This is a genomic window from Chryseobacterium sp. PET-29 (assembly GCF_025736815.1).
Taxonomy (GTDB): Bacteria; Bacteroidota; Bacteroidia; order Flavobacteriales; family Weeksellaceae; genus Chryseobacterium; species Chryseobacterium nepalense.
Window position 1 is genome coordinate 2,024,873 of sequence record NZ_CP107053.1, and the last position, 21,177, is coordinate 2,046,049.

A 21,177-nucleotide genomic window follows, 5' to 3' on the forward strand; every position below is an offset into this window, starting at 1 on the left:
ATTAATATATTACAGTATCAATGAGAAGTTTTTTTATCAAAAGTCTATTTATTATTACTATTATAATGTCTCAAACCATATATTCCCAAAACACTTCTGTATTGCATGATACAATAGTTAATAACAAAAATGTTAAAGTAATTGCGGATATCCCGATCACTACAAATGCGGCAGATAAAAATAAAAAATATCCGGTCTTTTTCATTTTAGACTCTCAGGAAAAGAATATTGTTGATATTGTAAAATCAAACATCAATTATTTGCAGAATTTTGGTAAAGAGATCCCGGAAGTACTATTTGTAAGAGTGGAGATCTATGAAAGAGCCGATTCCTATTTTGGAGCAGGAGCAAATGATTTGGCCAAAATACTGCAAAAAACAATTGTACATTTAAATAAATTCAATGCAGCAGATTATCACATAATACTTGGACATTCCAACTCAGCATCATTTGTTTTAAACATTTTAAACAATCCGAATTTCAGTAAGCTGTTTCAGGTTTATATTGCATTTTCTCCTTCTGAAACTATAAATGATATAAATATTCCGCAACAAGATGTAAGTTTATATTTATCGCATGGAGGTTTGGGGCAATATGAAAATTCTTTCAAAAGCGCAACTATAAAATATAAAGAAAAAATAAATGATCTCAAGAGCTCTACAATTAAAATGAAATATGATTATTTCCCTACTGCAAATCATAATACAATCATTCCGTTATCACTTTACAACTCAATAAATTTTGCCTTTGATCCGTGGCTGATAAGCAATCTGGAAAGTAATTTCATCTCAGATAATAAATATGACATATTAAAAAATCTGCAATTAAAATATCGCCTATTAGAAAAAATAACAGATTCAGTATATACCGTATCTCCTAATGAATATGTTTATATAGCGGACCTGTACTATAAAAGCGGTGATATTAAAAAAGCGCTCTTAATCACAGATGAAGCATTGTCAAAGTGCTTGCCTGAACATGAAGATTATTATAAAATTTATTTTAACAGAGCCTTGTATTTTTTTGAAGCGGGTGATTATAGAAAATCAAAGGAAAATATAATCCAGGCAAAAAAATTTATTACGTCAAAAACCGGAGAGTATAATTATGCATATCCCATGATATCGTACTATATAAAATTCATAGAAATTTTTACGACCAATAACGGCAAGAGCGAAATAGAGAAGAAAAGCCATGAATTACTTCAATTAATAAAAACAGAAAAGAAAATCAGCAATAACAATCTTCTGGTAAATTTCATTAATAAATATTTAAATAACTCAAAAAGCAGTTTATAAAGAATGCTAAATACTGCCTTTCCCTTCTACAGACAGCCGGATGCCAAAGACTGTGGCCCCACCTGCCTGCGGATCATAGCCAAATACTTTGGAAAAACTCTTTCTATAGCACAAATACGAAACCTTTCAGAAACAACTCGGGAAGGAAGCAGCCTCAAGGGTCTGGATGAAGCTGCAAAGAGTATTGGGTTCAGTACGATGGCGGTAAAAATCAACTGCAATATGCTTGTGGATGATCCTCCTCTACCCTGTATTCTTCACTGGAACAAAAATCACTTTGTAGTTTTATACAAAATTGAAAAAAAAAATGAAACTTATTATTTCCACATCTCTGATCCGGGATTTGGTATCATTCAATACCATCAGGAAGAATTTATTAAACAATGGATTGGTGAAAGTGCAAACGAAAATACAACCGAGGGAGTCGCTTTATTTTTAGAAACCACACCTGAATTTTCAGAAAGCCAGTTTGATAAAAAGGAAAACATGGCCAGCCTCCGATTTTTAGCCCATTACTTATACGAATACAAGTCGCTGGTAGGGCAATTAGCTATTGGGCTTCTCGCAGGAAGTTTACTTTCTCTTATTTTTCCGTTTCTTACCCAGAGTATCGTAGATGTAGGAATACAAAATCGGGATCTAAACTTCATATATGTTGTCCTGCTTGCCCAGATCATGCTCTTTTTAGGCAAAATGGGAATAGAGATTGTCCGAAGCTGGATACTGCTTCATCTTTCAACTAAAATCAATATTTCTATAATTTCCGACTTCTTTATTAAATTAATGAGACTACCCATCAGCTTCTTTGATACAAGAATGACGGGTGATATTATGCAGAGAATCGGTGACCATCATAGAATTGAACAGCTTTTAACCGTTTCTTCTCTTAACACTCTATTTTCGCTAATTAATCTTTTAATTTTCAGCATCGTTCTCCTTTATTACGATTACAGGATTTTTATAGTATATCTCATAGGAGCAATTTTGTATATTATCTGGATTACCTTTTTCCTTAATAAAAGAAAGATACTGGATTATAAAACGTTTTCCCAGAGTTCGCGCGAACAGAGCAAAGTAATTGAACTGATTAATGGAATGCAGGAAATAAAAATGCACAATGCCGAAGAGAAAAAGCGCTGGGATTGGGAGCGTTTGCAGGCACAACTTTTTGAACTAAGAATAGAATCGCTATCAGTAGAACAATGGCAATCTGTCGGAGGAAATTTCATTAATCAAATGAAAGATATTTTTGTGACTTTCTTATCTGCGAAATTGGTAATGGATGGAAGCCTTACGCTAGGAATGATGCTCTCGGTACAATATATTATCGGGCAGCTGAATAGCCCGCTATTACAACTCATTGATTTTATTAAACAAAGTCAGGATGCCAAAATTTCACTGGAACGATTGGGCGAAATCCATGAAAAAGAAGACGAAGAAGATATAAAACAACAATATACAACCGAGATTCCCAATATGGATATTGAAATTAAAGACATCTCTTTTCGATATACGGGCTCGAAGCAATATGTGTTTGAAAACTTAAACCTGGTGATTCCCTATCAAAAAACAACGGCAATTGTTGGAACCAGTGGAAGCGGCAAAACTACCCTTCTCAAACTTATCATGAAATTTTATGAACCAAACACCGGAGAAATTAAAATCAACGACACCAATCTTAAAAATATTTCACCAAGATTCTGGAGAGATCACTGCGGTGTGGTTATGCAGGATGGGTATGTATTTAATGATACGATTGCAGAAAACATTGCCGTGGGAGAAAATGAAATAGACCAACAGAAATTGCAAAAAGCGGTAGACATAGCCAATATAAAAGATTTTATTGAAGAATTACCCCTCAACTACAATACCCCGATAGGAAATGAAGGAATAGGAATAAGCGGCGGACAGCGACAAAGACTTTTCATTGCACGAGCCGTTTACAAATCTCCCGAATATATTTTCTTTGATGAAGCTACTTCCGCTTTAGATGCCAATAATGAAAAGATCATTATGCAAAATCTTGAGCAATTTTTTGAAGGAAAAACAGCAATCATAATTGCACACCGCCTTTCTACGGTAAAGAATGCTGATAAAATTATAGTTCTGGATAAAGGCAAAGTAGTAGAAGAAGGCAGCCATGCTGAATTAGTAGCTGTACGAGGTGAATATTTTAGACTTGTAAAAAATCAATTGGAACTTGGAAACTAGAAAAAAAATAATAAACAATTTAAGACTACGCTCAGAAAGTGTACAGAAAATACTTACTACACCTCCTCACTGGACGATCCGTTGGGGAAATACTGTTTTTCTCATTCTTTTATTGCTCGTTTTAATGACTTGTTACCTCATCAAATACCCGGAATCCGTAAAGGGCCCTATTAAAATTACCGTACAAGATCAGACTGAAATATTACACGCCAACAATGCAAAAACCGGAAAAGATTTAATCAAAAATAATCAGCAAATTTCCGTTTCATCAGAAAAAAGAGAAAATTTAATCGGCATAATTGCTGTTCCATCATCTGAAATTCATAAAATAAAACAAGGTCAAAAAGTTATCATCCGGTTAAAAAATAACCATTACAATAAATATGAAGTCACAGAAGGAACAGTCAACAAAATAATTTCAGATTCTAATAAAAATTATTATGCTGAGGTAGTTTTTTCTGAAAAATTGAATGGGTTAAACAACAAAAATTATAACCTAAAGAACGAATTACAGGGCGAGGCTGAAATTGTAATAAATAATTTAAGGCTGATCAATAAATTTTTCCATAAAATCAAATGATCAATAAAATTCTTGAAACCAAAGAAGTTCTGAACGCATAATAAAAATTTGTAACAAAAAAATGATCTTATACCAACTGATCACAGATTTAATCTATTATGCCGATTATTAAAAAATATTTAACAAAACATCTTTATTAAAATAAATTGAATAAAAATAATTAAATTTGCAAAAAATTTATTTCATTATATGCGAAAATTCTTGCAAATTCTACTACTAACGAATTTCTTCATTTTTTTTAATGCTCAAAACAAATCAACATTAAGTATAAATTCAAAATCCCTAAGCGTTCTTGCAGAAGAGTACAAAGAGATTTACACCACTGCCAAAGAAATCATGACAAATCTTCTGGCAGAAAATAAAACTGCTGAAACAAATCATGTTGATTTCTCAGTATCAGATATTTCTCTGAATAAAACTGAACCTGCAATTGATTCCAAAAATATAAAATTTAAAAATACGCCACATCTGAATTGGGTTTCGGATATGAGCTATAACTTCAGTCCGGGATTTGGTGATGATGATAATATTTTTTACCGCGCAAGAGTATCTTCGGGTCTGGACTGGCTTGCTTTAGGAGAAGGAAGCCTCAAAAACCAGAAAATGCAGAACGCTCTCAATGAGAAAATGAGGAATATGGATGTTTTAGAAAAACAGAAATATAAAAAAGAACTCAATCATAAAGAGAATCTGGACCAGGTAAGAGCTGCCTTCGATGCAAAAAAAATAAAACTTTTATCTGATTATGAAAAACTTCTGAAAATTCAAAACGATTTTACTGCTAAACAAAATAAAATCGGATTAAAAAATGATGCAGAAGCTGCACAGTCGAAATACAGGCTGGATAAAATTTCCATAGAAAGAAAATCACTTGAAAGCCTTTCAAAAACTTCTGATAATCAAAATTTTAACAACGAAATTATCAATTCAGAAATGCCGAATCTGATACCGGTTGAAAATATTAATTTCAGTGCTCTGGTAAAAGACAAGGAAGTCGCTCTAAAAATGGAGAAAGAAATCCTGGATATGAAACGCAAAAGAGACAAGCAGCCTGATCTCAGATTTAAATTGCGCTACAATTATTATTCTGCATTATCAAGAGACCGAAATTTTGCCAGTGTTGGTGCTACTATCAATCTGCCAGTAACCAGAAGTAAAAACGATCTTGAAAGTGAAAATGAGATGAAGCTGAAAGAAAATTCAATCCAGGATCTGCAGCTGCTGTACCGCAACAGGCTCAGTGAAATATACAGAGATTATTATCTTGCAAAATCTGAAATAGAAGTCCTGGAAAGCGAGGTACAATACCTTGAAGCAGAACTTAAAGTGAATTCCACCAACGAAAAAAGCAATACTTTCAGTCCTGCAGCATATCTTGCTACCGCAGAAAAACTATTAAATAATCAAATACAGATTTGTGATAAAAAATCAGACCTGTATGAAAAATACCTTGATTACAGAATGCTATCAGGAACAGATGATACAGCCGAAAACCTGCAGAAACTTACCAATAACGATAACGCGGGAAATGAAACCTATATCTGGAGCAGCTTTTTTACAAACTATTCCAATGCCTACATTATCAACCTGATGAATCACTGGCACATCAACAGGGTTTTCTTGTCGATCGGAAAAGTGACAGACCTTGTAAAAGTTTCAGATTTCATGGCGCTGGCTGCACAAAACAACATCCAGGTTTACCGCCTTATCGGTGAAAATTCTTATGCTAAAACAGATGATGGTTTTAATGATCTCCAGATCGCTTTGCAGGATGCGAAAAACATGGGATTTGCCGGGGTACATCTCGATATTGAACCTCACACTTTTGATGATTATAAAACCAATATAGACCTTTATGCACAAAGGCTTATCAACCTTTTTACCAGCTCAAAGACCTGGTGTACACAGCACAATATGGATTTGGGAGTAAGCGTTCCGATGCAGCTCCCGGCAGAAGTAGCCACCGCTTTGTATAACAACAGCATTATGACCTATATTATGGCTTATGACGTTCTCACTCTTGATAAAAAATTAAATAAAACTGCGGTAATAAGAAATATTCTGGGTCCTGACCTGTATGTCTGGGTATTCCGGATTAATGATTTCCAGGTATTCAGTGATCTTCTGGATGCAGAAGCGTATGTACAGGCAGCAGGCGTTACAAAAATAGGATATTACGATCTATCACAAATGAATAATTTTAAGCCATAATTAATGGAAATCAATTTTAATGACGATAAAATAACAGAAGAATCTTACGAAAAACCTGTAAAAAAAAGAAGATGGGACCGTTGGATTTACTTTGGCATTTTATTGTTAATCGTTTTTTCTGTACTCAAATGGATCATTTCTTCATGGATATTTGATTATGCAGACGGATTTCTCAAGCAGCAGCAATTTGATGTGAAATTTACCAGCGATATACGAATCCTTAACTATACGGTAAAGGAAGGCTCTGCGGTAAAAAAAGGGGATACCTTGTTCAGCTATGAATTTTATGATACCAATCTTCGTAAAAACAGCATTCAGGATTCCCTGAAAAATCTCGTAGCCAATACGTCTTTTGATAATAATATTGCATCAATCAACGCCCAGATCTCAAAAAAGAAAAGCCTTGCAGCCGACTTGAGAAAAAGAGTGGCTTTCTGGCAAAGCGAGAAAAAAAGAAAAGAAAAACTGGTATATATCAACCAGATTACGCCAAACGAACTTGCCAACGTAGACCGGTCTATTGACGATCTTACCTATGAGCTCGCTTCGGTAAATGCCGATATTGTAGCACTGAATGATGAAATTGCAAAGATGTTCCAGATTAATAACCAGAGAAACAATCTGGCAAGAGAAGAAAACAGAACGTCCACTATTAACAATTATTATATCTCACCGGTAAATGGTAATACCGACCGTTTCAGAATTTCAGACGGGCAGGTTGCCTATAAATCAGACATTATTACATCAATTGTCCACAAAAGACAGTTTGTACAGGCATATATTGATATAAGCGATCTGGATGAATTTAAAGAAGGCGACCGGGTAGCCATAAAACTGCCTTACGGATTTAACAAAACGCTTACGGGACAGGTAAAGAAAATTTACTCTATTTCAGAGATTAAAGACAATACTCTTCTTAATAAAACCTTGAATGACAATAAATACGGCGTTGTAATTGATATTGTACCGATAGACGGAAAATCCTGGGAAGAAGTAAAGGTCAGTAATATTCCGGTAAAAGTAAGAAAACTAAAATTTACATAATCTATGCCTGACAAAATACTGAACCTCGAAAATGGGATCAGCGCACAATTGCTGGATGACTGTATTGACAGAAATGAAATTCCAGATGCAGACAATGCAGACATCTGGATTATTAACAACGATAAAGCCCGGAATGTAAGGAAATTCCTGGTTTCACTGATCAGACATCCGGATCCGAAAGTTTTTCTAAAGCCTGTTTTCCTGCAGAAAGACTTAAAAAAAGTTTACAAAGAATATAAAAATTATAATCTTAAACAGCTTTGTGACGGTTATATCAAAGAACTGGATATACAAAACAAAATACCCTATATACGATTTATTTTAAATTTCGTTAAAAATCTTAATCCTTCAATTTCTTTTTCTGAAGATGATTTACTGAAAAGAACATTGATGTATTATTATTCAAGAAATAAAGACATTGAATTTTACGAAAGCTCAGGCTCCCTCAGCGGATATTCTTACCCAAGAATAGAAGCATATTATGATGGTACTACCGAATCCTATGCAAACGGCAGGGCTCTTCTGAACAGTGCTTACAAAAATGACTTTCTTCGAAGGAATTATGTTGATACTTCGCATATCTGTAAAAAATGCTATTCCGGCTTTCTGAATTATAGGGAGGAATGTCCTAAATGCAAGCAGCACAACCTTCAGGTAAGGGTGCTGATCCATCACTTCAGATGCGCTTATGTAGCAACAGAACAGAGCTTCTGGCAGGGAGAAAAAATGATATGCCCGAAATGCAGTATGGAACTTAAAAATCTCGGTGTTGATTATGATAAACCGGGAAAAGTATTCTACTGCCTGAACGACCTATGTAAACACGAATTTCAAAAACCTCTCATAGGCGTACATTGCATCAATTGCAAAACAGAACAGACCCCTTCTGAACTGAATCTGGAGAAGATCTACAATTACGAGCTTACTCAAAAAGCCATCAGCGAAATGCTCAATTAACGAATTATCAGTGGAAAGTTTCTGGGAAATTATTTTTTCTAATATAAGGTATTCAAACTGGTCTACTATCCTGAACTGGGGCTGGTATGTTTTCATCATAGATATTCCAAGGTTTCTTATCCTGGAGGTCATCGTGCTTTTTGTTACCTTCAGAAATCGTTTTTTAAGTAAAGACAGATGGGAACGAGCACATACAAGAATGATGAGGGAATATCCTTTGGTTACGGTTCTTGTTCCCGGCCATAATGAAGGAAGACATCTTCATAAAATGGTGGTTTCCATGCAGAAGCAGACGTATAAGAATATTGAAATTATCGTTGTTGATGATGGCTCTACGGATAATACCGGAATTATCGGAAGATCTTTTGAGAAAAAAGGGTTCATCACAAAATTCCTCCGGTCCGAAATTCGGGGCGGAAAAGCTTCGGCTGCCAATCTCGGACTGAAATATTCTAAAGGGAAGTTCATCGTACATATTGATGCAGACTCATCCCTTGACACCGATGCTATCGAAAAATCCCTCCTCCCCTTTTATGTTTACAAAAATGTTGGCGGTGTCGGTGGAAACCTCATGGTGAGAAACGATGAAGATTCCCTTACCTCTACCATGCAATATCTGGAATACCAGCAGTCGATCAGTATCTCAAGGATTGTTCTTTCCAGCTTAGGAATTTACAAGATTATTTCAGGAGCATTTGGTGTTTTCCCTAGAAAAGTACTGGAAAGAGTTGGTGGCTGGGATGTAGGTCCGGGTCTGGATGGTGATCTTACGGTGAAGATCAGGAAAATAGGCTATAATATTCATTTTGAGCAGAATGCAATATGCAATACCCATGTTCCGGTAGCATGGAGCAAACTTGCCAGACAGAGGTTGCGCTGGTCTCGCTCGCTGGTGCGGTTCAGGTTACGAAAACACTATGATATATGGATTCCTAACAAGAATTTCAGATGGTCTAACTTTTTCGCTTTTTTTGAAAATGTTTTTTTTGGATTAGTGCTGGATATCACCTGGATGATTTATATGCTAAGAATAATAATTGAAAATCCTGAATTCTTACTTTTTTGGCTGCCTCTTAAATATTTAGTATATTTGCTGCTCTATTTTATGCAGTTTATCGTTTGCCTGGTAATAGTGAAAAATAAAAAGAAATATTTATCAAAGATCATTTACGTTCCGCTTTATCCTTTATATATGGGATACTTCATGCGCATCGTAAGAACTATTGCCTATTTCGACGAACTCTTCTTCTACGATTCTTACAAAGATCCGTGGAATCCCCAGAAAACTTCAAAAAAAGCACGTGAATTCGGTGCGTAAATTACTTAACGATTCAAAAAAACCTTATAAAACAAAACAACTTCCCCTTACAATGACTAAAAAACTAAGCGTAGTAATAGGATTTTCCCTTCTTGTTGCTGCAACCGGATGTTCTTCGGAAGATAATCTTCTTCCCGAAAATAACGAAACTTCCAACTCAATTACCAATGGAGATATTACCCTTCGATATGGAGGAGGCGATCTTGCCAAAAGTATTGAACTAAAAAACTCAGCGGTTGATTTCATTAGATTCGACCAAAACGGACAGAAAAATTCTGTTTCCCACAAAACCGTAACCTATACCCCTAATCTTTCCGGTGCTATTGCTGCTGTAGGAAACAACTGGTATAACATTAACAACGGAGAAACCTATTATATTCCGGAAGGTACTACCTTTACAGGAGGATTCAATTTCAACTCTGCAGGAAAGATCATCGTTTTGGGTGAACTGGGCGGATCCAACTGGATCAACGTTCCGAACGGAGGTAAAGTAGAAGTAGGAAATAACGGTAAAATTTCAAGTTCCGTAAATTTCCACCTGAATTCCGGGGGTATGCTAAACAACTATGGATTTGTAACCTATACTACAGGATCTGTTGACGGAATCATCAACAATTACAACAATTTAAACTTCAATAATTCTGAAAGCCTTAACGGAAGTTCCACGGTAAATAACTACTGCAGAATGGTCTTTAATGCACAGAACAACTATCTGAACGCAAATCTTAACAATGAAGGTTATTTAACTTTTGAAAAAGGATTTCATATAAACGGTTCGGGGATACTGAATCTTAAGCCGCAGTCCTTTACGGAGGTTACCGGCGGAAGCGTTTCTGTGGACGGAAAAGTAAGCAATGCCGGAAACAGCTTTGCAAGAATGGATTTTTCAAATATGTCTTTCGGAAATCTTAACGCTTCTCCTGCTTTCACAGGACTTATTGATATGAACTTTGTGAATACTTCGTATTCTGTTCTTCAAAACAATAACAAAATCAACAACCAGGTTACTTTAAATTCAAACACGTATATTGCAGCAGGAGAATGTACACCTCAAAAAGGTATTGCACCTTGTTCAGACAGTCAGCTTCAGTTTACGGTAGTAGCCAATGTGGTAAGTCCTTCCATCAACAACACTACACTTAGTGCAACAGGCGTTACGGTAAACAACGGTTTTGCTTACCTATCTTATCATACCAATGATGCGCTTTCCGGAAGCAATACGCAGGGAGCTATCAGAATTCTTAATGTGACGGATTACAGCGCTCCGTCTCTTGTAAGCGAAGCATTATTCAACAACATCGAATTTAACAATGTTGATGTGGCGAACAATAAATTATACGCTGTAGGTGGAGATAAAAACGGTTCTAAACTGGTTACGGCGCCACTTTACAATAATGTGTTCAATACTCAGGATCTTTCTTCATTCGTGAATTATAAACTTCCGAGTTCTACCGCAAAAAATTCTTATTTCTACAATAATTATCTTTATGCTTCTACAGGGACAACCGGCGGAGGTTTCTTCAAGCTGGATCCTAACAACGGATATTCCGTGGCCGAACAGTTCAACTTTGCAGGAGAGAGAGCCAAGTATGTTGCGCACAACAATACATACCAGGTATTTTTAGCAACCCAGGCCAATGGTGCATCTTTAAGAATTGCCAATAATGACGGTTCAAATGTGAAGGTTTACAATTATGCCACACTTGCTCAATCTGTTACAGACGGTAAAAATGTTATTGTTCTTGATGATGAATATGTATATCTTGCTTTAAGCGATAAAGGGGTTGCTAAAATCAGACTAAACGACGGACAGCTGATGAGTACTTTTGTTCCGAGAAACTTTAAGGTTAATAATCAGAATGTCTTCAGCCAGACCGGACTTACCAATGCCGTTGCCGTAAGCAACTGCTACCTTTACCTGGCAAACGGTACAGACGGAGTCATTGTTTTGAATAAAACAAACTTTAAAGTAGTTGGTTATTATAAACTAAACGGTTCTGCCAATTACATTTATATCAATAACAACCTGGCATTTGTTGCCACAGGACAGTCTGGTCTTAATATTTTGAAAATAAATTAATTGCTACATTAATTAATATCCTGAATTAAAAGATTTAGGTTAAAACACAAAGGAGACTGTTTCAAAACAGTCTCCTTTATTATTGTCTACGGATTAAAAATTCTTGAAATGAGGGCCGTTAATGATCTGGATTCTTCCCTATTTTAAAACTGTTTGATATAAAAAAAGAACTCAAACCCGAAGTATTTCGTGGCATATCTGGAAAATCCCTGCTTTTCATAGAAAGGAATATTGACTAATGTAGAAGTTTCCAGGCACATGGCTTCTTTTGAAGCTTTATAATATTCAATCAGCTCCTGTAAAAACGAGGTTCCTATTCCGTTGCCCTGTAATTTCGGGATTACCCCCAAAAACCACAAATGAATATAATCTACATTTTGAGGAAGGGTTTGCTCAGTAATGTCCTCTTTCTTCAGAACTTTCTTAATTCTTGATAGTCCTACCACTTTAAAGATCAATTGAAGATCAAGCAAAACCGATTGTATGCCAGGCTTTTTTTTCTTTGGATCCAGTAAAATGGCACAGACCGTTCTATCATCATTCATCCAGACATCACCAAAGAGAAACCCTTTTGCAATTGAATATTCAAAAAGTCCGGGAAGTGATTTTTTGTTCTTTACAGCAAAATTTGCAGATTTGTTATCTTCAAAAGATGCGGTCAGCAGTGCTACCAGTTTAGGAATATCTTCCTTTTTTGCCCTTATCATTGTTTTAAAAAAAATAATTACACGCGTTATATATTAATCACCCATTCAATTATTTACATAAGTAAATAATTGAATATTTCACTTTTCACGCATCAAAATTATTTAAAAAAAAAGAGGTATCCCATTTTTATTCATTAAGGTTTATTAACAAAAACTCAACTTTACAAACATTTAAAATTAATAAAACCATCCGGCTGCTATTTCTTGCACAAGTGTATTTTGGGAATATACTTTATGGATACATTGTCAATCAGTATCAGCGAAAATATCCCAAATTTTTTATAAGAAAAAAAGCACTTCAAATCTGAGTGCTTTTATTCATAGTCCGAAGATAGATTCAGATTATTTATTTCTTAATAAACTTCTCCCGAATCGTTTTTCCGTTTTTACTTTTTGCATAAATGATATAACTTCCTGTACTGAGCGATGAAAGATCGACCAAATGTGTACCTTTTACTTCCAGTAATTTCTTACCGGAAAGATCAAATATTTCTATAATAAGAATTTCAGAATCTGAAATAACAGACAGTGTTGTATCTGCGGGATTAGGATAAATTTTTATTTGCTGAACGGCATTTGCTTCATCAATGCTTAAATTCCCATTCAGAAGACTTACTGTAGCAACGTTTGAAACCAAGCCATTGCTGTTCTCAACAGTATAGCTGAAACTGTCATTCATCCATGATGATCCGTTTGGTGTATAAGTTACCGCTCCGCTATTAACATTCACAGTACCATACACAGGAGAAGATACTATTTTTATTAAATTTGTTCCTGAGAGTCCCTGGTCATTCGCAAGTACATTAAGCGCAAAAGAACCGCTGCCACTTGGTGTGAAAGAATCCTGTACTGCGGTTGGAGGGACAATAGCGGGTTGTGTCACCTGCGTGCTTCCAAGTTTTACTATAAAGCCTTCTCTGTTGTTTCCGTAGGATTGGTAATCGAAAATATTTGCATCTTTAAGCCTTGTATCAAAAATTCCGCATACATAGACATTTCCGGCTTTGTCTACAGTAATATCGTTCCCAATATCTCCGCTTCCCGGCCCAATATAATCCTCAAGATCAATTTGGTTTCCGGAAGGATCAAGGGCCCATACAAAAACTTCTTCTCCATATCTGCCGCTGTAATCATTAACAATAATCCCTTCAAAATACCCTGTTGTCAATATATTGTTGTTTTGATCTATTGCGAGCCCATTGGCACCATCAGCAAACTGAACTCCCAGTTTAGTAGCCCATAAATAATTCAGGTTATTATCTACTTTAAGCACGAAAGCATCATTCAGCCCGTAAATACCATACGAGGTCATTGAATTATCGGCGGCACCAAAGTTAAAATCAGCAGTTCCATAAAACGTTCCTGTGATAATTACATTATTATTGCTGTCAACTTTTACTCGCTGTGTTCTTGCAAGATTACTTTGGGTAGGTGATGCTGGTGCTATGGTTACTCCTGCATTCACAAAATTCCCATCACTGTCAAGCTTCAACAGATAAGCCTGCCCGGAAAAGGTGCTGGTAAGCTCAAAAATTCCTGTTGGACTGGGATCAAAATCATTAGTTCCCAAATTATTTCCGGAAACAAAAACATTAAAATTAGAATCTACCGCAACAGAGGTTCCCACGTCAGAACCCATTCCTTGTGTGGCTTTACCCCAAATTATTTGTCCATCCTTATTCATTTTAATGATAAAAGTGCTATCAATATATTCGCTGGTCAGGTTATAAACACCAGAGGTAATATCAAAATCAGCAGTAGTGCTGAAACTTCCGGTTACATATACCCTGTCCTGACTGTCAACGCTAATACCGAAACCACGGTCGTATTCTGCACCACCAACATTTCCCGCCCATACAAAAATGCCGTTCCTGTCATATTTTGCAATAAAAATATCAGCATCGCCATTGGAGGTAAGGATTTTAGTTCCTGTAGGACTGGGATCAAAATCTGCACTTCCGCTAAAATGCCCCGTAACATAAATATTACCTGAAGAGTCTGTTGCAGAAGAATTGATATATGGGGCATCCTCTAAAGGTGTGTTGGATGAAAAAGACTTTACCCATTTTAATGATCCGTTCTGTGAATATTTTGCAATAAATGCATCTGTAGATCCCGTGCTTGAAAGGTTATTTACCACTGATGAAATATCAAAATCACTGGCCCCGGAAAATCTACCGTCTACAATTACATCACCATATAAATCTGTTGTCACGTGGCCTGCAGTATCAAACCCAGTTCCTCCTATCTTTCCGCCCCAACTGTAAGCAGGAAGATATGATAATTGAGAATATGCAATAATGGGTGCGAAAATACTGATAAAGAATAGAGTTTTGCGTTTCATTAAGTTTTATATTATGTTAAGTCCGCAAATATACCATAATTATCCCCGCACATATGAATTTAAATCCCTTAATTAAGAATTAAATCCATTTTCATTTTTATTCAACAAAATTGCTTTCATATTAATTTTCCTCTGCTTCAGAAACTGGAAAACAGAACCTGCAATAAAAAGAACAAAGAGAAAAAGAAGTGTCTGCCCGATTACCGGATCTTTAATGTCTTTAGCAAAAGGATGGCCAACCGGAACTCTTGTAAATGTCTCATTAACTGTGGGAACAAGAGAAAGAAAAAAGCTGAATGACAGCAAAAAGTTTTCAAAATACCTCGCTTTGCTGCTCCCTTTTCTTTTCGAATATAAAAAATAAGCAACAGCAATAAGAAGAATAATAAATAATGAAAAAACATGCCCCGCATTAAAACCGCCGTGTTTTGATATACCCAATGCCGTAACTGAAGTCACAAGTGTTGTATAAAAATATACTTTCCCAGAACCCGCAGCAAGATTGATTTTGCCATATTTCAAAAATCCTGTTACTGCTGCTACAATTGCCGAAATACCAATGATGGTATGAAAAATTCCTAAACCCGATAAATTCATTTTTGTTTTATTTAAAATTTGTTTTCAACTAAAAATTGTCAGGCTTGTAAGAGAAAATTTTTTCCCTGAAACTGACAAGGCAAAGTTGCAACAGATAGACAAAAATGTTTTTGCGATTTGGTTCAGATATTTGCGATTTTGGTTCAAAAATCAACTCCGAAAATATTCAGAAATACTTATTCATCTGCTTTCTTTGTGGCTGAGACGGTAATTTGAAGGACTGCTGTGGAATTTATCCTGAAAGCTCTTCGTAAATGTTGCAAGATCATTAAATCCGCAATCATATGCAATATCGGTAATCCTTTCATCGGAAATCAGGAGTAGATCTGCTGCTTTCTCAAGTTTTTTATTTCTTATATAATGGGCAGGTGTGTCGTTATAAAGTCTTGCGAATTCTCTTTTGAAGGAAGAAACACTGAGGTTGTTCTGTTCGGCCAGCTGCTCAATAGTTAACTGTGAAAACAAATTCGCTTCAATGATCTGCTTAAAAGAATAAGCCGCCGGAGAAAAAAGCCGGGACAGGATCAACTGAACAGATGCTGCACTTTCAGACTGAGCCAGCAGTAAAATGATTTCCTTTAGCTTAAGAATGAGGATATCTTCGTTGACGAGCGAAGGGTTTTCAAAATAGAAAAGCAGGCCTTCCACATATTTCTTAACCAGAAAATCGTTATTAATCTTCTGATTGGATTTATTTGAAACCATATTTTCCGGTTTTTGCATAAGCAACGGCAATTCCCGGTCATAAATCTTCTTTAAAATATCAGGATAAAAAGTAACGATAACAATATGACAGCTTTCCTCACGACTGGAATTCTGAATATGCTTTCCAGAACTTATACAATTCAGCAATAACGAATAATCCGTAGGAATATTAACCGATTTATCATCCGATCTGTATTGAAGTTCTCCCTTCATTACATAAATAAAACACGCTTGTTCTGCCACCGGAAAATCGTATCTGAACGGCCCTTTCAGTTCGATTTTCTGCATCAGGGTCTTTCCGAATAGTTCATATTTTCTGTAATCATTAATCATAATTATTATTCATTAAACTTTATTCAAATTTATAAAATATATAAAGTTTAGGATGATCTCACGACAGTTTTCTATAACAGCAGTTTTCGAATATTTCACTATCTTTCAGAAAGAAAATAGAGAAGGCTGCAGAAACACCAAAACAAACAAGTGATCATTAAACTGTTTTTGATGTTCGGTTGCTTGGTTTAAAAATTTACCTCATGAAAAAACGCCCCCACTTTAAAGCATTAATGACTTATAAAACAACAGAAGATGGTGGCATTGTCACTCCTGTTTCATCCGGTTTCCGGGCTTCATTGAAATTTGCTTTCGAAAGCAAGCTGTATATGGCAAGCCAGACTTTTTCTGAGACAGAACTTGTATTTCCCGGAGATATTATCAGTGCCGAAATTACGATGATAAATGATGACCTGCCAAACGATAAATTCTACGAAGGAATGGATTTTGAGTTTGAAGATCAGTCGGGAACCATTGGAAGCGGCGTCATTATTACTGTTTATCCGCTGTAAATATTATTTTTCACTTAAATTCAGGTGATAGATATAAAAAGGAGACCTTTTTGGTCTCCTTTATTAATGTGTTATAATTTTGATTACAATTTATTATTAACATCCGTAAATGTTCCGGTAATGGTTGAAGTACCATTTTTGGTAACTGTCCCGTGAATGGTAATGGATGAATTGGTTCCGATAAATTCAATTTTTGATCCCTGATTAATGGTAAGGTTTCCGAAAATCGTTACATTTCCTTCAATTTTCCAGTTGGCGTTGCTGTTAAGGATCATATGCCCATAAGTTGTAAGGTTACCTTTCAGGTTAAGGAGCGCACCACTGTTGATATTAAGTGAGTTCCATGGGTTGCTTTGTGTACCCTGATAAAACTGCCCGTACATATTGAATGTTGAATTGCTGTTCAGGTTAACTCCCTGAGAAGCTGTTAATGCCCCGCACCAAGTAAGAGTCTGGTTTACATTGATTCCCTGAAGGCTCTTTGTTCCGGAGTATTCTAATGTTTGTCCGGAGTTCACATTCAGCCAATCACTTCCGTTGTAAACTGCATAACCAGAACAGTTGGGAGCACCACTTTCAGGAGCTACGGTTTTAATAATTTTTAATCCTCCGGTTCCTGTTGCAACGAAGATATACTCCCCTTTACTCATTACGAAATTAGAAGAACCTGTTAAATCAAGCGAACCCATAAGTTTAAGCTGATTATTATCCGTAGTATAAACATAAAGACCGGCCCCTCCATTGGCTACAAATATCCTTCCTGAATTTACAGATACTGCATTGCTTACAATATCCGAAGCATTAACACCCGGAACCTGTGTAGGTAAAGAAAGCGTTTGAAGTTTTGTTCCTGAAGTTAAGTTATAAACCCCAACTCCATTATATCCTTCCGAAACCAATAATTTCCCGTCGATAAAATCAATTGTTCTTTTAGCTTCTGCCACATCTGTGGAAGTTGAGAAAGAAGTGATTAAATTAAGACCATTTGCATCATAAATTTTTACACCTTCCGTTCCGCTCAATACAACAATTTTATTGTTATTATATCCCAATGCTCTGAGATCACTAAGAGGGATCGATATTTCAATTTGCTGACTGCTTTTATTAAGCTGTGCCAAAACACCCGTCGCTCCTGAAACAGCATAGTATTTTGAGCTGCTGGAAGTAACATCCGTTCCTACCTTACCATTAAGTACAGTCTGCTGAAGTGTGTTGGTAAGCATACCACCGTTAAGCGTCATACTTCCTACAAAAGCAGGTGATGATGCTCCCGAAGCATAAATATCTTTAGCACCTGCAATATATAATTTACCGTTATCGTATCGTACAGAGCTTACATCTGTATCCGGGAGGATTGCCTGCATGACAAGCTGCGGAGCATTCGGATTTGTGATATTTAAAACCTCGATGGCTCCAAGATAGGTCTCGCCTTCCGTATTATAGGAAACATAAGCATAATTTCCTTCCACTGAAACATGAGTTGCTCTTAATGTTTTTCCGTTATAAACCGGCGGTGCTACTTCAGCTACCAATACGAGGGGAAAATTACCTGCCTGAACTGTTTTACCACCGGAACTTGGTTTCATATCCAGCACACCGGCATTTCCGAAGTCGATTCTTTTGCTTAATGTACCGGCATCAGAACTTAAAATAGGACCCGTTTCCTGCTGATCCTGAATTTCGTCGCCATCATTCCGGCAAGATAGAACTGTTAGAAAAGTAAGTACAGCGATGTACGGTAAAATTTTTCTCATAAAAATATTTTATTTATAATATTGACAAAAGTGACTATTTTTTTATAGCACAATTTAATTTGTATAGTTGTTTGTTGCTCTCTTTAAACATTACAAATCTACTGCGACAAGTAAGACCATTTTGTAGTCTAAACAGTACATTGATGTAGTAAAATAACTACAAAAATAGTATATGCTATAAATTTTTTATTATTAAATTAAAATCTAAATAACATTGCTGATAACTCATCAAAGTATTCTATTTAATCTCAGAAACTTATATGAAATTTATTATACCTGAAATATTTTTTTCTACCCTATCTAAAAGATTGGCAGGTTCCTTATTTTCGAAAAAAAATTCTATATGAAAATGATAGAGTTTGGCCATATTACGAATAAGCTCAAACTTTTGCTCACGAGTAAGCTTAGCCGAAACTATTCTTGTAAATTCGGAAAAGGACACTCACGCAAATTATAAATTACGCAACAATAACAAATGATTTACATAAAAACATTGCACTGTTTAAGGCACTACGGCTATAAAAAGATAAATTAAAAAAATCCCTACCAATACAATCCCCTGCATAATATTAGTCTTACCGGTAGCCAGTGATACAGTGATAATAAACAAAGAAAGCCCGAGAAGGACTGTTGATTTGATATCAATACCCAGCGTCATTCTTATACCGGTAATAACAGATATAATTGCAATAGCCGGAATACTTAGCCCGATACTTGCCAGTGCAGAGCCAAATGCAAGATTCAAAGAAGTCTGGATCTGATCATTTTTTGCAGCCCTGAACGCCGACAGCGCTTCGGGCAAAAGCACGATCCCGGCAATGATAATCCCAACTGCAGATCTGGGTGCACCAACAGCAATCACCAGAAATTCAACATCTTTAGAAAGCAGCTTTGCCATCAATACTACTATCCCAAGACAAAGCATTAGAAAAAAACTGCTGATGTAGATCGTCTTATAAGAACTTTTTTTATAATTATTTTTTTTACCATGATCTTCCAAAAGTTTGTTCTGTGGTGAAATAAAGAAGCTCCGGTGCCTTATTGTCTGAACCATTGTAAAGCCAATGTAAAGTGACAGGCAGATCAGCGCAATGAAAAGCAGCTGAAAAGATGTATATTCTCCGCCGCTGTGGCTCACCGTATAATTCGGGAGTATAAGCAGAAATACCACTACTGCTGTAAGAGTAATAAGAGCTGTGCTTACACCTTTCAGGGTAAAAGACTGCTCCCGGTATCTCAATGAACCTATGACAATACAGATCCCGATAATTCCGGTAAGAATAATCATTACGGCCGCAAAAACAGTATCTCTTGCCAGGGTAATTGTTTCCAGCCCTTTAGCGCCCAGCATAATGGAAATGATAAGTCCCACTTCTATCACCGTAATGGCAAACGCCAAAAGCAATGTGCCGAAAGGTTCACCAATGCGGTGTGCAATAACTTCCGAGTGATAAACTGCCGCCAAAACGCTTCCCAACAGTAAAAAAGTTAAAAGGATCGAATAATAGCCTGAAGAAAAAAAAGCACTTGCAAAATATAAGAGCCATGATAAAAGCGGAACAATGATTGTCCATGTCCGTAAGTATTTGTTTTTATACATAAAGATTTTATGATATTCTATAAAAAATGTACTTCTTATAAAAGTTAATGATGTTTATTCAAATGAAATTTTCTATTTGAACTGATAAAGAAATACCACATCGCCTGTATACGCAGGTTTAAGCTCGTTTTTAATAAGAAGCTTCGCCCCGACAATAACTTTAACAGTTCCTTTAAGGTTATTGACAGACCGGATAGTAGCCTGAAGAGAAACTTCACAATCAACTTTTACAGGAATCCCGAATCTGAAATTTTCTATTCCGTAATTGATTTCAAGATTGACATTACGTACCTCTGCGATCTGTTTCCAAAGATAAGGTATCAGTGAAAGAGTAAGGTAACCGTGCGCAATTGTCGACTGATATGGTCCTTCGTGCTCCGCTTTTTCACAATCTACGTGAATCCACTGATGATCCAGTGTCGCATCTGCAAACCGGTTGATCTGATCCTGATCTATGATATGCCAGGAAGAACTGCCTACCATTGTACCTTCCAGCAATTTATATTCTTCGTAATTGTTGATGATAACCATTGTTATATTATTTTAATTGTTAAGTGAATAAAATAAGTATTATTTCCGTCTGTATAATACTTAAACCGTTAAAAGCCTCCTGCATAGAGCGAGAGGCTGATGATATAACGAAAATAAAAGTAATATATCGATTAAATTATGCGAGTTTTACGTTAACCGCATTTAAGCCTCTGTCACCTTTCTGTACATCAAAAACAACCTGATCGTTTTCACGGATAGATCTTGTGTTCAGTCCCGAAGAATGTACGAATATATCTGTCCCACCTTCTGAAGGGGAAATAAAACCGAAGCCTTTTGCTTCATTGAAAAATTTTACGGTGCCTTTTTGCATTGTAATTATTATTAAAAATTAATAGTATATTGGTCTGTATATTTTACAGAACTCATTTTTGAAA

Annotated in this window: 17 protein-coding genes; 9 read left to right on the top strand and 8 right to left on the bottom strand. The window is 36.0% G+C overall.

Going from position 1 to position 21,177, the window contains the following annotated elements:
- The first annotated feature begins 65 nt into the window (after positions 1 to 65).
- From ODE14_RS08835 to ODE14_RS08870, 8 genes are all read left to right on the top strand, one after another.
- Positions 66 to 1,298 (top strand): hypothetical protein, encoded by a 1,233-nt coding sequence (locus ODE14_RS08835; RefSeq protein WP_263603785.1) that lies wholly within the window; start codon positions 66 to 68, stop codon positions 1,296 to 1,298.
- Positions 1,299 to 1,301: 3 nt separating this feature from the next.
- Positions 1,302 to 3,509, top strand: a complete 2,208-nt coding sequence (locus ODE14_RS08840; RefSeq protein WP_263603786.1) for a peptidase domain-containing ABC transporter — start codon at positions 1,302 to 1,304, stop codon at positions 3,507 to 3,509.
- A complete protein-coding gene (locus ODE14_RS08845; RefSeq protein ID WP_263603787.1) occupies positions 3,499 to 4,089 on the top strand; it encodes an HlyD family efflux transporter periplasmic adaptor subunit in 591 nt (196 codons plus the stop codon). The genes ODE14_RS08840 and ODE14_RS08845 overlap by 11 nt, the downstream gene beginning before the upstream one ends.
- A gap of 201 nt (positions 4,090 to 4,290) precedes the next feature.
- On the top strand, positions 4,291 to 6,300 hold the full coding sequence (locus ODE14_RS08850; protein ID WP_263603788.1) for a TolC family protein: 2,010 nt from the start codon (positions 4,291 to 4,293) through the stop codon (positions 6,298 to 6,300).
- Positions 6,301 to 6,303: 3 nt separating this feature from the next.
- Positions 6,304 to 7,344, top strand: coding sequence for an HlyD family secretion protein (locus ODE14_RS08855; RefSeq protein ID WP_248391886.1), 1,041 nt, complete (start codon positions 6,304 to 6,306; stop codon positions 7,342 to 7,344).
- A 3-nt stretch (positions 7,345 to 7,347) separates the two neighbouring features.
- The gene (locus tag ODE14_RS08860) at positions 7,348 to 8,301 is read left to right on the top strand and encodes a hypothetical protein (protein ID WP_248391879.1); all 954 of its coding nucleotides are present in this window, start codon (positions 7,348 to 7,350) and stop codon (positions 8,299 to 8,301) included.
- Between the two features lie 10 nt (positions 8,302 to 8,311).
- Positions 8,312 to 9,619: a glycosyltransferase family 2 protein gene (locus ODE14_RS08865; RefSeq protein ID WP_263603789.1), complete on the top strand. Its 1,308-nt coding sequence runs from the start codon at positions 8,312 to 8,314 to the stop codon at positions 9,617 to 9,619.
- Positions 9,620 to 9,671: 52 nt separating this feature from the next.
- Positions 9,672 to 11,699, top strand: coding sequence for a hypothetical protein (locus ODE14_RS08870; protein WP_263603790.1), 2,028 nt, complete (start codon positions 9,672 to 9,674; stop codon positions 11,697 to 11,699).
- A gap of 143 nt (positions 11,700 to 11,842) precedes the next feature.
- On the opposite strand, the gene ODE14_RS08875 is transcribed toward ODE14_RS08870, so the two are convergent.
- From ODE14_RS08875 to ODE14_RS08890, 4 genes are all read right to left on the bottom strand, one after another.
- Entirely contained in the window at positions 11,843 to 12,406 is a 564-nt protein-coding gene (locus tag ODE14_RS08875; protein ID WP_263603791.1) for a GNAT family N-acetyltransferase, read from the bottom strand.
- Positions 12,407 to 12,752: 346 nt separating this feature from the next.
- Positions 12,753 to 14,750, bottom strand: a complete 1,998-nt coding sequence (locus tag ODE14_RS08880; protein WP_263603792.1) for an SBBP repeat-containing protein — start codon at positions 14,748 to 14,750, stop codon at positions 12,753 to 12,755.
- Between the two features lie 72 nt (positions 14,751 to 14,822).
- A complete protein-coding gene (locus tag ODE14_RS08885; RefSeq protein ID WP_263603793.1) occupies positions 14,823 to 15,347 on the bottom strand; it encodes a hypothetical protein in 525 nt (174 codons plus the stop codon).
- A 180-nt stretch (positions 15,348 to 15,527) separates the two neighbouring features.
- Complete coding sequence (locus ODE14_RS08890) at positions 15,528 to 16,385, bottom strand: helix-turn-helix domain-containing protein (protein WP_263603794.1); 858 nt, start codon at positions 16,383 to 16,385, stop codon at positions 15,528 to 15,530.
- Between the two features lie 203 nt (positions 16,386 to 16,588).
- Between ODE14_RS08890 and ODE14_RS08895 the strand changes: the two genes are divergently transcribed.
- Positions 16,589 to 16,897 (top strand): hypothetical protein, encoded by a 309-nt coding sequence (locus ODE14_RS08895; RefSeq protein WP_248391866.1) that lies wholly within the window; start codon positions 16,589 to 16,591, stop codon positions 16,895 to 16,897.
- An 83-nt stretch (positions 16,898 to 16,980) separates the two neighbouring features.
- Here ODE14_RS08895 and ODE14_RS08900 read toward each other — a convergent pair whose 3' ends face one another.
- The 4 genes from ODE14_RS08900 to ODE14_RS08915 all read right to left on the bottom strand — a co-directional run bounded on the left by ODE14_RS08900 (position 16,981) and on the right by ODE14_RS08915 (position 21,113).
- On the bottom strand, positions 16,981 to 18,651 hold the full coding sequence (locus ODE14_RS08900; protein ID WP_263603795.1) for a hypothetical protein: 1,671 nt from the start codon (positions 18,649 to 18,651) through the stop codon (positions 16,981 to 16,983).
- Between the two features lie 502 nt (positions 18,652 to 19,153).
- Positions 19,154 to 20,251, bottom strand: coding sequence for a calcium:proton antiporter (locus tag ODE14_RS08905; RefSeq protein WP_248391863.1), 1,098 nt, complete (start codon positions 20,249 to 20,251; stop codon positions 19,154 to 19,156).
- A 72-nt stretch (positions 20,252 to 20,323) separates the two neighbouring features.
- Complete coding sequence (locus ODE14_RS08910; RefSeq protein ID WP_248391862.1) at positions 20,324 to 20,782, bottom strand: MaoC family dehydratase; 459 nt, start codon at positions 20,780 to 20,782, stop codon at positions 20,324 to 20,326.
- A 136-nt stretch (positions 20,783 to 20,918) separates the two neighbouring features.
- A complete protein-coding gene (locus ODE14_RS08915) occupies positions 20,919 to 21,113 on the bottom strand; it encodes a cold-shock protein (protein WP_248391857.1) in 195 nt (64 codons plus the stop codon).
- Positions 21,114 to 21,177 lie beyond the last annotated feature (64 nt).

Excerpts from the sequence above, each read along its gene's own strand:
- ODE14_RS08860 (WP_248391879.1), top strand. The coding sequence starts at position 7,348 with ATGCCTGACAAAATACTGAACCTCGAAAATGGGATCAGCGCACAATTG.
- ODE14_RS08880 (WP_263603792.1), bottom strand. The coding sequence starts at position 14,750 with ATGAAACGCAAAACTCTATTCTTTATCAGTATTTTCGCACCCATTATT.
- ODE14_RS08840 (WP_263603786.1), top strand. The coding sequence starts at position 1,302 with ATGCTAAATACTGCCTTTCCCTTCTACAGACAGCCGGATGCCAAAGAC.
- ODE14_RS08910 (WP_248391862.1), bottom strand. The coding sequence starts at position 20,782 with ATGGTTATCATCAACAATTACGAAGAATATAAATTGCTGGAAGGTACA.
- ODE14_RS08835 (WP_263603785.1), top strand. The coding sequence starts at position 66 with ATGTCTCAAACCATATATTCCCAAAACACTTCTGTATTGCATGATACA.
- ODE14_RS08890 (WP_263603794.1), bottom strand. The coding sequence starts at position 16,385 with ATGATTAATGATTACAGAAAATATGAACTATTCGGAAAGACCCTGATG.
- ODE14_RS08870 (WP_263603790.1), top strand. The coding sequence starts at position 9,672 with ATGACTAAAAAACTAAGCGTAGTAATAGGATTTTCCCTTCTTGTTGCT.
- ODE14_RS08900 (WP_263603795.1), bottom strand. The coding sequence starts at position 18,651 with ATGAGAAAAATTTTACCGTACATCGCTGTACTTACTTTTCTAACAGTT.
- ODE14_RS08855 (WP_248391886.1), top strand. The coding sequence starts at position 6,304 with ATGGAAATCAATTTTAATGACGATAAAATAACAGAAGAATCTTACGAA.
- ODE14_RS08885 (WP_263603793.1), bottom strand. The coding sequence starts at position 15,347 with ATGAATTTATCGGGTTTAGGAATTTTTCATACCATCATTGGTATTTCG.
- ODE14_RS08875 (WP_263603791.1), bottom strand. The coding sequence starts at position 12,406 with ATGATAAGGGCAAAAAAGGAAGATATTCCTAAACTGGTAGCACTGCTG.
- ODE14_RS08895 (WP_248391866.1), top strand. The coding sequence starts at position 16,589 with ATGAAAAAACGCCCCCACTTTAAAGCATTAATGACTTATAAAACAACA.
- ODE14_RS08905 (WP_248391863.1), bottom strand. The coding sequence starts at position 20,251 with ATGTATAAAAACAAATACTTACGGACATGGACAATCATTGTTCCGCTT.
- ODE14_RS08915 (WP_248391857.1), bottom strand. The coding sequence starts at position 21,113 with ATGCAAAAAGGCACCGTAAAATTTTTCAATGAAGCAAAAGGCTTCGGT.